This is a genomic window from Flavobacterium sp. MDT1-60 (assembly GCF_014844035.1).
Lineage (GTDB): Bacteria > Bacteroidota > Bacteroidia > Flavobacteriales > Flavobacteriaceae > Flavobacterium.
This window is the reverse complement of the sequence record NZ_CP062159.1, coordinates 3148381-3162909: the sequence shown is the minus strand read 5'-3', so window position 1 is coordinate 3162909 and position 14529 is coordinate 3148381. Positions and strand designations below refer to the sequence as shown.

10 protein-coding genes are annotated in these 14529 nt (G+C 35.6%); all 10 read right to left on the bottom strand.

All coding sequences use genetic code 11. From position 1 onward, the window contains the following. Positions 1–30 precede the first annotated feature (30 nt). Positions 31–2196, bottom strand: a complete 2166-nt coding sequence (locus IHE43_RS13090; protein WP_192184292.1) for a glycoside hydrolase family 3 protein — start codon at positions 2194–2196, stop codon at positions 31–33. A 316-nt stretch (positions 2197–2512) separates the two neighbouring features. After that, entirely contained in the window at positions 2513–4072 is a 1560-nt protein-coding gene (locus tag IHE43_RS13085; RefSeq protein WP_192184291.1) for a phosphatase PAP2 family protein, read from the bottom strand. Between the two features lies 1 nt (position 4073). Continuing rightward, positions 4074–4985 (bottom strand): hypothetical protein, encoded by a 912-nt coding sequence (locus tag IHE43_RS13080; protein ID WP_192184290.1) that lies wholly within the window; start codon positions 4983–4985, stop codon positions 4074–4076. A gap of 115 nt (positions 4986–5100) precedes the next feature. Further along, positions 5101–8367 (bottom strand): VCBS repeat-containing protein, encoded by a 3267-nt coding sequence (locus IHE43_RS13075; RefSeq protein ID WP_225585105.1) that lies wholly within the window; start codon positions 8365–8367, stop codon positions 5101–5103. A 28-nt stretch (positions 8368–8395) separates the two neighbouring features. Continuing rightward, positions 8396–9139, bottom strand: a complete 744-nt coding sequence (locus IHE43_RS13070; protein WP_192184289.1) for an ASPIC/UnbV domain-containing protein — start codon at positions 9137–9139, stop codon at positions 8396–8398. Continuing rightward, a complete protein-coding gene (locus IHE43_RS13065) occupies positions 9084–10604 on the bottom strand; it encodes a VCBS repeat-containing protein (RefSeq protein WP_192184288.1) in 1521 nt (506 codons plus the stop codon). Before IHE43_RS13065 ends, IHE43_RS13070 begins: the two co-directional genes overlap by 56 nt. Positions 10605–10657: 53 nt before the next feature. Further along, complete coding sequence (locus tag IHE43_RS23650; protein WP_225585103.1) at positions 10658–11017, bottom strand: hypothetical protein; 360 nt, start codon at positions 11015–11017, stop codon at positions 10658–10660. Next, positions 10971–12155 carry a DUF6851 domain-containing protein gene (locus IHE43_RS13060; protein ID WP_225585102.1) on the bottom strand — a complete coding sequence of 395 codons (1185 nt, stop codon included), beginning with the start codon at positions 12153–12155 and terminating at the stop codon, positions 10971–10973. The genes IHE43_RS23650 and IHE43_RS13060 overlap by 47 nt, the downstream gene beginning before the upstream one ends. A gap of 167 nt (positions 12156–12322) precedes the next feature. After that, complete coding sequence (locus tag IHE43_RS13055) at positions 12323–12865, bottom strand: hypothetical protein (RefSeq protein ID WP_192184287.1); 543 nt, start codon at positions 12863–12865, stop codon at positions 12323–12325. A gap of 175 nt (positions 12866–13040) precedes the next feature. After that, positions 13041–14528: a RagB/SusD family nutrient uptake outer membrane protein gene (locus tag IHE43_RS13050; protein WP_225585100.1), complete on the bottom strand. Its 1488-nt coding sequence runs from the start codon at positions 14526–14528 to the stop codon at positions 13041–13043. Between the last annotated feature and the right edge of the window lies 1 nt (position 14529).

Here is a 14529-nt window from a genome sequence, read left to right as displayed (position 1 = left end):
TATTACTGTAAAAAAACTATAAATCCCCCTTTATTGTATAGTAACATTAAGTGTACTCACAATATTCTCGGCTGATGTCGCTGTATAAAGTACAAACTGACCCGGTTCAATTTTCCAGTCAGAAGTCTTCTCGTCGTAAAAAGCCAAATCTTTTACTTTCACTTTTAAATCAACTGTTTTTTGTTCTCCCGGTTTCAGGAATATTTTATCAAATGCTTTTAATTCTTTTTTAGGTCTTAAAACTGATGAAGTCGTTTGACCAGCGTACAATTGAACTACTTCTGCTCCATCTGTTTTTCCTGTATTTTTGATATTGAATTTAACTGTGATTTCATCATTAACACCGTAGGCTTTTTTGTTAGAACTAACATTAGAGATTTCAAAAGAAGTATAAGACAAACCGTAACCAAATGGATATTGTGGTTCAATTCCTTTGGTGTCAAACCAGCGATAGCCTACCAAAATATCTTCCTCATAATTTACTTTCAAATCATGCCCCGGATAGGCTCCTAAAGCATGTGCCGGAGACTGGCTTAAAGTAACAGGTATCGTAAATGGTAGCTTTCCGGAAGGAAATTCTTTACCGCTTAATATATCAACCACAGCATTACCCGCTTCCATTCCGCCATACCAACCCCAAACTACAGCAGGCACACGCGATTCAATACCCGCCAGTTCAAGCGGAGAGCCTGCAATAATTACCACAATGGTTTTCGGATTTGCTTTGGCTACTTCCTGAATTAAAGTTTCCTGTCCGTACGGTAAACGCATGTGTAATCTGTCAAATGATTCTGAATCGAAATCATGGTTTAAACCTGCAAAAACAATTGCCACATCTGATTTTTTAGCCTGAGCCACTGCTTCTTCGATTAATTTCCAATCTACTTTATCCGTATTTAATTGTCCGTCGCTGCTTCTTTCCACAACATGAGATTGCTTTTCATAACCTTGTGCAAAATTTATCCGCATCGACTTTTCGTATTTAGTGGTCATGGCCTGAAGCGGTGTTACCTCATACAAAGCTTTGATTTCTGAACTAAATCCACCACCACAATGTGTACGGGTTGCATTATCACCAATAATGGCTACTGATTTTATCGTACTCATATTCAACGGCAAAATTTGCTTTTCGTTTTTCAGCAAAACAACTGCTTCTACAGCAGAACGATAAGCTGCTTGTTGGTGTTCTTTTGTATTTATAGAACCTTTTATACGTGTTTTAGGATCTAAAACTTTCGTTTTAATCATGACTCTTAATATGTTAGCCACTTTTTCATCGACAACACTTTCTTTGATACGACCTTCTTTTACTGCTTTAATTAAAGGATCTGCGAAATACCAGTCGTTATAATTTTCTTTTTCAGTTCCCATTTCTAAGTCCAAACCAGCCAAAGCGGCTTTTTCAGTACTATGAACAGCATCCCAATCAGACATATAAACGCCTTTAAATTTAAATTCATCTCGCAAAAGTGTACGTCCCAAATAATCATTTTCAGTACAATAGGAACCTCTGAATTTATTATAAGCACCCATAACACCCAATGCTCCGGCATCAACAATTGAAGCTTTAAAACCCGGTAAATAAATTTCTCGCAAAGCGCGTTCGCTCATCGTTACATCTACAACAAAACGATTTTCTTCCTGATTATTGGCTACAAAATGTTTCACACAAGCCGCAACATCCTGGGTTTGTAAAGCCTTAATATAATTGATAGAAAGCTGTGAAATAAGAAACGGATCTTCACTCAAATATTCGAAGTTTCGCCCGCAAAGCGGAGAACGAATAATGTTGATTCCCGGTCCAAGTAAAACATCTTTTTTACGAAAACGGGCTTCTTCGCCCAAAACAATACCGCGCTGTTTCGCGAGTTCCAGATTCCAACTTGCAGCCATGGCAGTTCCGGGAGGAAAACAGGTCGAAGAATCATCTGTTTGTCCTGTATATTTCCAGTTATGACGATTCATTTCTGCCCTGACTCCGTGCGGACCATCTGACAAAGCCCATTCCGGAATTCCGAGATGCTTTATTTCTTCCGTATAAAATTTAGAGTTTCCATGCAGCATGCCGACTTTTTCCTTCAAGGTCATTTTTTTAATTAACTCCTGAATTCTTTTTTCAGTAGCATTATTAGTTTGCGAAAAAGAACTTTGAAAAAATACTGAAAACAAAGCCGCAGCTATAAATCGTAATCTCATTTTATATGTTTTAGAAAACCTTTTTGGTTAAATTAAATAATTCGATTTTGAATGTTAAATGAAAAATAATTTCCATTAAAAAGCTTTCAAAAATAGAGTAATACGAAATATAGAAATCCTACAAATCGAGCAATTTCTATCATAAATGAAGCAAACTTGCATGAAAAATTACATCAGGATCTAATCTTTATAAAAATTACATTAAACATAAAGTAATACCTGAAAATTTCATGCAATTTCAAATGATCAATAAATATAAAAACCTGGCAGATTTTGAGATATGCCAGGTTAAAACATCAATAAAACTATTTATTAGCTATTGTTCACCACCGTCAGTTGTTGCCCTGTTAACAGCAAAAGCAGCTACTTTTTTACCTAATTCTAATCCTTTTTCACAATCACTTCTGTAATGGATAGCGCCATACATTCTTGAGTTTGATGCTTCCAGCGCCATTGCTTCATATTCTGTTTTTTTAGCTGGAATAAAATGTGACAAAACAACGCAGGCCGCGGCACTGAAGGTAGAATGACCAGAAACATAGGCTGGAAAATTAGGAACTCCTGTAGTGGTTTTAATAGAGGGATCCATTTGACACGGACGTGGATTGAAATAAGTGTATTTGGCATCCCAGCAACTAATTGCAGCATCCATCATCGCGATATTTAATAAGGCCAAATTTCTTGCCCAGCGAATTTCGCTGTACGATTGTTCCACAAAAGCTTCACAGGCAATGGCGTTCCAATGCCCGGGAGGCGTATATGTATCTACACCATCAGCCCAAAAACTGACAATCTCCAGGTGTTCACGAGAATTATCCTGACTGTATTTTTTAATCTCGGCTAATTCTTTTGCAAAAGCATCAGATTTTGTTGAAGGAGGTGCAGGCGGGCGATTTGCTACAACATCTGCTTCTGTCATCAAAAATGACTTTACTTTTCCGAATAATGGCAACATTGGAGGTCTGGCTGGTATTTCTAATGACTTCCAGGGAACTTCGCCTGTTGCTGCAGTTTGAGATTCTAATGCTGCCCAGATTGCCGGTGTGCCACCAGCAACTCCCGCCCCATCAGTCGAAGCGCGAGTTATAAATTTTGCGGCAACTTTTCTACCCAAACTGATTCCGGCATCAACATCTGAGCGAACATTAGCACCGCTGATAATACGGTATAATTTTTCTTCTTCAGCTTTTGCATTTATGTAAGCGATTTCCGTTGGAAATAATAATTTTAAAAGCTCAACAGTAACTCCCGCCAAGACAGCATCTTCTGAAGGATAGGATGGCAAAGTACTTTTAGGGATTAATACTTGCAGACTTGGATCAACAATGTAGGGTGCTGACCTGTTGTACAGCTTTTTATAATGCCAGGCAGCAATCAGTGCATCGTATTGAGCAGCACTCACATATGCATAAGCTCTGGCCGCATAAGGGGGATTGGAGAATGGAAATTGAGGATATGCAAATGGATTTGCAGCCGAAGGAGCCGGATAAGTTCCATCGTCATTTTGGTACGGTGGGCGATTATGCCTTGCTACCAAGGTTCTCATAATTTCATTCCAGCGGAGTACGCTGCCAGCGCTCCAATATTTTATTATGCTTTTTTGTTCAGCAGTAATACTAACCTGAAAACTCTTTATTTCGTTAATTTCTCTTGTATAAGCAGGTGTACTTGTTGCAACTGGTACATCTATTGAAAATTCATCCGGTGCAGTTAAAAGATAAGGTTTCCAGGTACCAGCTTCAGCATCTGTATTTTTAGGGTTCAATTGTGGAAACTGCTCATTTCGCTGTGAAATATCATCATCACAGGAATACACTAGTCCAGCTAACAGAAGTAAAAGACTTTTAAAGACAATTTTTTGAATATTATTTTTCATCTTACTTGTTTTTATTTTTAAAATTAATCAGGTAAAACACGCCTCCATATACGGAAGTTGCTTCTCCTACATTTCTACCTTCCGTTACTACATTATAACCACCCACAATGGCTAATTCAGGAAGTTTTTTTAGAGTATATTTTCCATTCAGGCCCAATTTAAAAGCATTCATCGTATTGCTTGGGAAAGGCATGTTGTTTTTTGTAATATCAAAACCTCCGGATTGTGTAACAGAATTGTCAATCACAGCTTCTGCAATTAATCTAGAGGAACGGTACCCTACTCTTAAATTAATATTTATAACATCTGGCATATTTACTTCATTGGTATAATGAATTTCATTATCCAGATAGGTATTTCGATCAATTGTGATATTCCCTCTTTTCATATAAGCAGCAGACAAAGTAGTAAAGAAAGTGCGATACTGCACATCTCCCATTAGTCGCAACGTTGCAGTCTTACTGCGCAGACCGAGGCTTAATGGCAAATAGTCAGCGACATAGTCTGAGGTAGGCAGTGAATAACTTCCTAAAGCAAATAAGGAATAAGTAACTGTACCAACGGTTTTTTTAATTGGCATATATTTCAATGTTAATGCTAAATCCTGCATGCCTTTTTGGCCTTTCATAGTTCCTGCACTAGCTTTGGTTTCAATATATGGAACACTGAAAATAAAATTCAGTTTGTTGGTGATACCATAATTACACATAAGCGCAGCGCCTTGTGCAGATACTGTTCCCAGATTAAGATTTTCTCTATTAAAAGTTCCTTCCCAATACTTATTCCAGCTACTATATTGATATACCACTCCGAAGCAGAAATTATTTTTACTCATCATAAGCGCATCGATATCGGTTTGTGCATTCATCCAAACTGGAATTATGAAGAGAAAGCACAAGTATAATTTTTTCATTTTTAATATTTTTGATTAATTGTTATTTGAGTATGTCTTAGCCTATTAGGCAAAGACATACTGCAAAGACTTCAAACAAAGAGTTTAATTAATTCTCACGCTTTGTAAAAACGAATTATTTTTTGTGACCAACAGATAGGTTTTCCCTTTTACCTGAATTTTTTCCATGTTTTTTACATCGCCCGGAGTAAAAAAATCCGCTATCAATTGCTGCGATTGATTTGAACTTTCCTTTTCCATCTCCTTTTAATAGCAATCCGTGACCGGCATCGTTTCGAGGGGTTTCTACTTCAGAATTGTACATATTACCGGTTACTAAAACATCAAGTTTACCATCTTTATCATAATCATCTACCATTATTTGATTGATGCAGCTAAGCTGTGCTTCAACTGGCAGTTCATGAATGATAAACTTGCCATTTTTATTTTCTAAATAAATACTGGCGAATGATTTTACCTTATAATGTAAAGCTTCTTTAAGGGATTTCTCCGTATAAACATCAACAAGGGTAGCTTCTGAAAAACTTTCATAGTCTTTGAATTTTTTCTTGATGTTTGGAATTTGCTGAGACGAACAACCACGGCCACGTACCGGATATTGCTTACCATCATTGTAGTAGCTTAAGACAATGTCTTTGTGTTTATTATTGTCAAAATCTTTTACATAAATATCAAAGGTTTCATTGGGAGTCGCTTTGTATTTGTAATTCAAACCATTGTTTCCTACGATATAATCCATATCGCCATCATGGTCAAAATCGCCTTGCTGAATGCTCCACCACCAACCGGTAGTATCATCATTAAGTCCCATATTTTTGGTAACTTCTTTGAAACCAGATGTGGTATTTTGAAAAATACGGATCGGCATCCATTCGCCAACAACAATAATATCGGCTAATTTATCATTATTAAAGTCGGTAATTACGGCGCTTGTTGCCATTCCTAAATTGGTAAATTCTTTAGGCGATTTTTTAGAGACTTCAAATTTCGGCTGTGTTGGCGAACTTATATTATGCAACAAATAAGTTGTTGCCGGTGATGGATATTGTCCCGGAACTTGTCTTCCTAAAACCAAAAGATCTTTTTTTCCATCTTTATCATAATCAATAGGATATACTTTTGAACCACTAGTCAGCATTGTTGGCAACACTCCTTTTGGAGCTTTGGTAAACTCGCCTTTTCCGTTATTGATGTACAATCTGTCTTGTAATTTTGGGTCATTAACCAAAAATTCGTAACCGCCGCTCACTACATATAAGTCATTATCACCGTCATTATCGGCATCAAAAATTAATGCTCCTGTGTCTTCACTGGCTTTATCATCTTCAAGCGCCTGACTATTTTTCTCTGCAAAACCATTTTTAGTCTGCAGAAATATTTTTCCTGAAAAGGTGGCAGAACCTCCAATGAAATAATCATCCAAACCATCTTTATTTAGATCTCCTACCGCAATGGCAGGGCCAAAAGTCGACATTTTATGAGGTAGTAAAACCTGATCTTTAAAATCATCGTATTTATTTTCTTCGTGTTTGAAAACCGGAAAAACTGCGTTTTCAGTTGCAAACAAATGAGTTTTAGGAGTTGTTTTTATTGCTACTTCTTCTTTGGCATCCTGTTCTTTAAAGCTTAAAGTCTGGTTCACTTTTACATTAGCTAATTTTTGCACCTTGCCATTTGTCCAGACTACTTTAACCTCGTCAATGGTTTTGTCTTTCCCCACACCAAAATGCAATTCAGGAGCTACTGATGACTGAAATCCTCTTGTTAAAGTAAGCTCTTGCATTTGAGTTCCTTTTTTTGTTTTTATATAAACACGATTTCCTAGTCCAAAAGTATTTTTTGTATTTCCTTTAAAATTTACTTTGATGTAATTATTAAGTTTCGAACTTGAATTCTCAAAAACAGAAGCATAATCGTCGATATTATTTACGACCAAATCTAAATCGCCATCATTATCTAAATCGGAATACGCGACACCATTTGAAAAACCTTTAAATTCAATTCCCCATTTTTTATTGGCTTGTTCAAAATTTAAATTTCCTTTGTTTTGAAACATAAAATTGTCAATTTTCTCCGAAGGAATTTCCTGTGATTTCTTAAACAAATCTTTTGGCTGTAAGTTGAGTGCTTCTAAACTATGAAAGAAATCATTGTTATTAATTTCTCTACGGGTTCCATTCGTTACAAACAAATCTTTATTCCCGTCATTATCAAAATCAGCGAATAAAGGTCCCCAGCTCCAATCCGTAGACGAAGTTCCGGTAATACGGGATACATTACCAAAATGTGGAATACCGTTTTCATTAACTCCTGTGTTTAACTGCATGCAATTGTGCATGTATTGGTAGTTAAAGCCTGCGTCGACAACATCCCAAAAAAGTTTAGGATTCATACTGGACATGTTTGCTTTTTTACGACGATTGTCTTTTGCATCCATATCTACCTGAAAAACATCTAAATTTCCATCGTTGTTAAAATCAGAAATATCCACACCCATTCCGTAAAAAGAATTATGAGCCATCGCCTCTTTTACCGCTTCCTTAAAAGTACCATCCTGATTGTTGATGTACATAAAATCAGGTGAGTTGAAGTCATTAGAAACATAAATATCAGGCCAGCTGTCATTGTTTAAATCACCAACTGTGGCACTTAATGATAATCCGTAATTTTTTACGCCGGCTTGTTCCGTTACATTCGCAAAGTGATTGCCGTCATTTCGATATAAATGTCCTGATTCATTGTCTTTGACATGGCGCATCATTTGTACATAATCACCCGTTGCCGAATTGAATTTCGTAGGCGGATAATTGGCAACAAATAAATCTAAATCACCATCTTTATCGTAATCAAAAAAAGTTCCCTGAACACTGTTTCCTATATCATCAATACCATATTCTTTGGCTTTTTCTGTAAAAGTTCCGTTATGATTATTGATATACAATTCGTTGTTTTTGGGTCCGAATTTCCCTCCTACACTACAATAAATATCCAGAAAACCATCACCGTTTACATCTGCCATCGTGACTCCGGTATACCAGCGCGAATCACCGCCAACACCGGCTTTTTTTGTAATATCTTCAAATTTTAGATTTCCTTTGTTCAGGTACAATTTATTCGATACCTGGTTTCCTGTAAAATAGATATCTACAAGACCATCATTATTAATATCTCCTGTAGCAACTCCTCCACCCAAATAAATATAATTGTAAGTAAAGTAATTCAGTGAATCATTTTCTTTCAGATTATTGCTAAAATCAATTCCTGTGTCGGAACGGTCTAAAGTAGAAAAGATCTTCTCATCTGATTCTTTAGTCGAACAGCTGGCAAGCAATAATAAACCCAGAAGGTTAAAAAAAGCTGCTTTTATTTTTATATTTTTCATATTTATGCTTCTAATAAATTTATTTTTTTCAAATACAAAGAGGAGAATGTGCTCCGGCAGTTGAAAAAAGGATTCTTTTAATGTCTATTTTCGAAAAGTTATTTTCCCCTTCAATAATTTTAATGTATTGATTTGGTTTTATGTTTTTGAACACTTTTTTCTTTTGTTTTTTGGGCCAGGTAATTTCGATCTGATCAATGACTTTTGCTTGTCCAATTCCGATTTCCATTCTTAAAGCCGACGCTCCAAAACTACCACCTGAATTTAAGACCCTGTAAACCGATCTGGAAACACCATTTTCTTTAAAAGTGACTTTTACTTTGGTTCCAATAGCTGAACGATTGCTCTCTGTACCTTCTAATTGCAATTTTATCCAGCGGTTGTTGTTTTGTCCGGGATTCAGGTATAAAGAATTACTGAACGAATCTCCTAAATAAGCACCACCAACTTCTATAAAAATGTCGTTGTCACCATCATTATCCAGATCATTAATAGCCACACCATGACCTTTTTGCAAATTGCCTACACGACCGGAAACAGTGACATCAGCAAATTTGCCATTGCCCATATTTCTAAATAATCTATTAGGTGATAGTGATTTATAATCCGGATTTCCTGTTCCGAGGTACATATCGGGAAAACCATCATTATCGATATCCCCAAAATTGGAACCCATTGCAAATACGGTTTTACTTAGTCCTGCTGCTTTAGAAACATCAGAAAAAAGTACCGTCATGATTGTTATGGTACAAATACATTTTACTGCTTTCATTTGGAATGTTCAGGGCTTCCATTGCAATTTCGCCGGCAATTGAGCCATTAAATTGATAGCCACAAACAAAAATATCCTGCCAGCCATCATTATCATAATCCCAAAACCAGGTTGGAAAAGTCATTACATTAATGCCCGCTAAACCTGCCTGGTCTGTAACATCAATAAATTGTGGAATACCATTTTTGAGCCCGGTATTTTTTAATAATGTTTTTCTTTTATTCATTCCGGAGAGAAACAAATCAACATCGCCATCATTATCATAATCAGCTGATGTTACCCCTTTTATATAAGCAACAACATCACATTTCGCAGCTTGCGCCACATTAGTAAATGTTCCGTCCTGATTATTCATATACAATTCTGACGGGTACGATTCATTATCGGATGACTCGTTGCCAATAAATAAATCTAAATAGCCGTCATTATTAAAATCATTCCAGGTACCAGCCTGAGTTGGAAATTCAGAATATAAACCGCTTTTAATCGTTACATCAGTAAAAGTACCATCACCATTGTTGCGTAACAATGAGTTGGGTTGACGCCCGTATTTACGCATCCAGGCCCCTCTTAAAACAAAAATATCAATATCGCCATCATTGTCATAATCCGCTTGTATCATACTTAGTCCTCCTTTGAAACGTCCTAGTTCTGAAATTTTGGAATAATCCAGGTATTTTCCTTTTTTGTCGTTTTGATAATAGTGCATAACACCATCCAGACTCCAGTCAGAAGTCACAATATCCAGATAGTTATCGTTATTGAAATCGTCAACAATAACGCCTCCCGACATATTTCGGCCCTTTATACCTGCGTTTATGGCAACATCCAAAAAAGGTTTTATACTGTATCCTGAATCTTTATTCAGGTTGGGTATCAGCCATTGTTTTGGAACTTCTGACGGATAACTACCCAGCGTCATATAAGCAATATTGAGCAGCCATCTTGATTCATAATCATTAGGGTTTATCGCTAATAATTTTTTATAAACGGCAATTGCTTTCTGAGAACCCTGTCGTATCGTATGAATCCCATTTTTTTGGATAGGCATAATACATGATTCTGGATTATGGTAATTCACACAATTCTGTTTTTCCCCAAGTCTCATGTACGCAATGCCTAAAGATTGCAATGATTTTGGATCGTCTTTTCCATCCAGCTTCTTCATTCTTTTGATGGCACTTTCCAAAATTGTTACAGACTCGGCTTCTTTTCCAAGTTTTAATAATGCATTTCCCTTATTTATTTCGTTAAATAATTTGAAAAAACCCTCATCGGAACTTTTAATTATGGAGTCATAATAAGCCACTTCTGCTTTTGCTGCAAAAGGATTGTCTTTCACTTTATACATCCTGTTTCTTGCCTCCAAAATCTTAATCATCTTGTCATTTGGATTAGAAAAATAGTCGCAGGACTGTGTTAAAATAAATACTATAAATAGAAATAATAGTGACTTAGTTTTCATATTTAAAACATTTTTAGAATAGATTAATCCCTTATTTATATGGGGAAACATATTCAATTCGCTGTGATTTTATCCACAGTTTTATTTCCAATATGAATATTATAAAACTTCCAAACCTCATGAGCCACATTTCTGCCCAATTTAAGTCCTTCAATATTATCTGCCTGAATATGATAGCCTCCCATTACTCTGGAAATTCCTGCCATATTTGCTGTTTCTGTAAAAGTTGGAAATTTTAGAACAACAGGTTTTCCTATATTGTTTGGTTCTGTCATTGCCCCTGGTTCAGTCACTGTTGCAGATTCTCCAAAAGTGTCACTTCCTGTCCATAATTTTAATGCTTCACCGCAGCCTCCACTAATTGTACTATGTCCGGAAACATAACCCGGAAAAGCAGGGCATAAAAAAAACATCTGGAGAATAAGGTCTCCAGTCTTGTCCTTTCATATCTATATTTCCAAAACCAGGCCCGCCCCAGGCATTTATAGTTTTGTCTTTATAATAATAATGCACTAAAGCATAAGGACGGGCAAAATCGTAAAACATCTTTGTATCCCAACATGCTATAAAGCAATCCATAGCGGTCACCTGATTATAAAAAAACATTTTTACATCCTGATCCAGAGTGTGCTTATCACGTCTGGAAACATCCTGAGCAAATTTTAACCAATGTCCGGCTTGTTGTACTGACTTTGGTCCATCACGCATAAATTCTACTAATGCTTTTTGTTCGTTAGTAAGATTATATTGCAAATCAATCAGTTCCTTAACTTCATTTTTGAGTTGGTCCGAATCCAAAGAAGGAGGCGGTATTGGACGAAACTGATCTCCGGATTTTAACCCGACAGGCTTTACTTTATTCCAAAACGGAGTCATACAACCTGGCGCAAACTTACCACCTTTCCCATCTGAAAAATATTTTGGCTGCCAGTGATTTACATCAATCATTTCATCTGCAGTATTTACCGGCTTATAATTTACATAGTTAAAATAGGGAGTTCCATTTGATCCATTTTCTTCTCCATATTGATTTGCCCCGTCATGTTTTCTCGCTTCAATTACTGCTTTAGCAGCTAAATTTCCTATTCCCACAGGCGTTTTGGGATCAAGTGATTTATCATTAGGATCCAGTCCTAATTCGACCATATAAGCTATAAACAACTCTTTGTCTGAAAAATAATATTCACTTAATGCATTATAGGCAGCATAACTAATAGCAATCTCTTTATTTTTGAGTGTCTGTTCTTTATGAGGTCTTCTTTCTGTATCTTTTAAGTATACAGGAATAGCCTTTTGATCATAACGGCTCCAGGCATCAAAAACAGCAACAAATGTCAATCCTAAAAAACGAGAAGTCACTGTTGGTCTTGGCTTAAATCTGTCCGTATCATTTGCTGTTGCACGTATGGCTATTTCGCTCCATTTATAGGCCATATTGTTTATTCCGGTTGGTTCAGTAATTTGATTTTTGCTCTCTTTAGTTTGAGCAAACACATTTACGCTTAAAGTACTAAACAGTAATACTTTAAACAAAAATTTATAAATTTTCATTTTTGGTTGGTTTATATGGTTGTTAAATAGCTTTTTCTTTCAATTAGGATTAATTGAAGTTGTATGTTAAATTGTAAATAAGCAATTAACCCTTAGCTAAAAACTAAAAATTTAGTGCCCGAGCAGCGTAATCAAGTGCTATTTACATTTTGACATCAAAGGAAATGCTATACCATATCAGGAGGAGGATAATTGGTAGTAAAATATCCCGAAAGAAGATTTTTTTGTGGAGGGTATGAATTTAAAGTAACAGGAGAAACTAATTTTACAGAAGTAATTATAAAACTTATTGTGTTACCCGGAATGTAATCCTGAATAAAGGATTTCATTAATTTTTTGCCTGGATTTTCTTTATTTGAATTATCATCAAATAACTGACTATCTACAATTTTTTTTAAATCTTTATTTAAAGCTTCATTATGAGAACTTTTTAAGCAATATAATTTTAAAACATTGTTTTGAATTCTTTTCTTAAAGACATGATAGGTTTTATTGTTGATCACGAAATCTTCATTAACCTCTTCAATACCAGAATCAACTACATAAGCATAAGGGGTAATTTTAACTTCAATTATTTCAAAATTTGAATTGTCAGTTTTCTCCATAGCATTCACCCACACCTGCTCTTGTTGTTCAGCAAACATGATATAAAATCCTAAAACATTGTAAAATAATGTTACGATTAAAAAAAGTGAAGCAATTCTTTTCATTTGAATAAAATTGAGCCTGCCTTAAAACTTATTTAAATAGTGGAAATCTTAAGCCTTTTAGAAATAATCTGGTGTTTAACAAAACACAACGTATTGATAAACAGCGCGTACTAAAACACGCTGTTTGTCAAATACTAACTTAACTAACTCAAACTAACAAACTTCAATCACCTGCCTAGTAGCCAGGATTGTTATCACTAGGTTTTATATTTGGATTTGAAGATGTTTCTCTATTCGGTATTGGCCATAATTCACTTCTACCAGCTTTAAAACCAGTTCCCGCCAATTCAGTACTGGCAATACCCCATCTAATTATATCGTCAAAACGAACTTGCTCACCAGCTAATTCTACTTTACGTTCATGAACAAGAGCAGTAAAAACCTGTGCTTTTGTAAGTGTTAATGGCAATAAAGGTACATTTGCTCTAAAACGAACCTGATTAATGTAACCAATAGCAGTTGCCTGTACACCACCGGCTCTCATGCTTTCACATTCTGCCATCATAAGCAATACATCTGAATAACGCATCACTTTGAAGTTGATACTTGAATCCAGATTTTCATCAGTACGCTTATAGTAGTTTTGATATTTTTTCCAGCCTGCTCTTCTAAGTCCTTCTGAAGAAGAGAAATTAGCAGCTGTCATAGTATTAGCTCCATTATTATATTTAGATCCCGGTACGTAAAAAGTTTCCCCAAAACGTTTATCACCTGGCTCATACTCATCTAATATATTATCTGACGGATATACATTATACCAACCCAAATTACCGTATTCCTGACCTCTAAGCGTTGATTCAGCAACACCATCTCCGGCAGTATCGCTCCCCCATTTATCAGCTACTCCTAATTTTTCATCATATTCAATCTCAAAAATAGATTCAGGACCATGCTCCGTTTCATCCATAAAATTGTTATAAAAATTAGCCTCCAGACTAAATCCTGTAACTTTATTAAAAGCAGCTAAAGCTTCATCATATTTCTTTTGATACAATAATGCTTTTCCTAAATAGGCAAAAGCAGCTTCTTTGGTTGCTCTTCCTTTATCTTCTACGTTTTTACTTAAAAGATTTTTAGATGCAAAGTCAAAATCAGCTTCAATTAATTTATAGATTTCCGCTTTAGGACTTCTTGGTGCACCTACAATAGTCTGTTTTGTATAAAGAGGCAAATCACCAAAACGAGGCACTAATAGGAAATAATAGTATGCTCTTAAAAAATGGGCTTCTGCTAAAAATTTATTCTTTTTCTCTTGTGTTAAAACTGAAGTTGATAAAGCCTGAATCTTATCTTCATTATCTAATACAAAATTTGCTTTGGATATTCCTAAAAAGCAGGTTTCCCAATAAAACTGAATAATATCACTACTGGCATCAAAAGAAAAATTCAGGAAAGGTTTTTTGTTCCCTTCTAATTGTGGATTTCCTTTATTCTCCTGAGCCATATTGTCTAAAGCAAAGAAAATATGTCTGGCATAGAGCCCTCTTGTCTGCAGGTTTGCATAGGCTGCGTTTACTGCAGATTGCACCTGCGCTTCTGATTTAAAGAAAGTTTCAGGGGATAATTGATTTGGATTTGTTAATTCTAAATCATTATCGTTACATGAATTTATTGTTAAAATTCCTAACAATACTACAACTATATATTTTATTTTTCTCATCATC

Bases quoted from the DNA above. Each gene is read 5' to 3' on its own strand.
- IHE43_RS13090 (WP_192184292.1), bottom strand. From the start codon at position 2,196: ATGAGATTACGATTTATAGCTGCGGCTTTGTTTTCAGTATTTTTTCAA.
- IHE43_RS13085 (WP_192184291.1), bottom strand. From the start codon at position 4,072: ATGAAAAATAATATTCAAAAAATTGTCTTTAAAAGTCTTTTACTTCTG.
- IHE43_RS13080 (WP_192184290.1), bottom strand. From the start codon at position 4,985: ATGAAAAAATTATACTTGTGCTTTCTCTTCATAATTCCAGTTTGGATG.
- IHE43_RS13075 (WP_225585105.1), bottom strand. From the start codon at position 8,367: ATGAAAAATATAAAAATAAAAGCAGCTTTTTTTAACCTTCTGGGTTTA.
- IHE43_RS13070 (WP_192184289.1), bottom strand. From the start codon at position 9,139: ATGAAAGCAGTAAAATGTATTTGTACCATAACAATCATGACGGTACTT.
- IHE43_RS13065 (WP_192184288.1), bottom strand. From the start codon at position 10,604: ATGAAAACTAAGTCACTATTATTTCTATTTATAGTATTTATTTTAACA.
- IHE43_RS23650 (WP_225585103.1), bottom strand. From the start codon at position 11,017: ATGTTTTTTTTATGCCCTGCTTTTCCGGGTTATGTTTCCGGACATAGT.
- IHE43_RS13060 (WP_225585102.1), bottom strand. From the start codon at position 12,155: ATGAAAATTTATAAATTTTTGTTTAAAGTATTACTGTTTAGTACTTTA.
- IHE43_RS13055 (WP_192184287.1), bottom strand. From the start codon at position 12,865: ATGAAAAGAATTGCTTCACTTTTTTTAATCGTAACATTATTTTACAAT.
- IHE43_RS13050 (WP_225585100.1), bottom strand. From the start codon at position 14,528: ATGATGAGAAAAATAAAATATATAGTTGTAGTATTGTTAGGAATTTTA.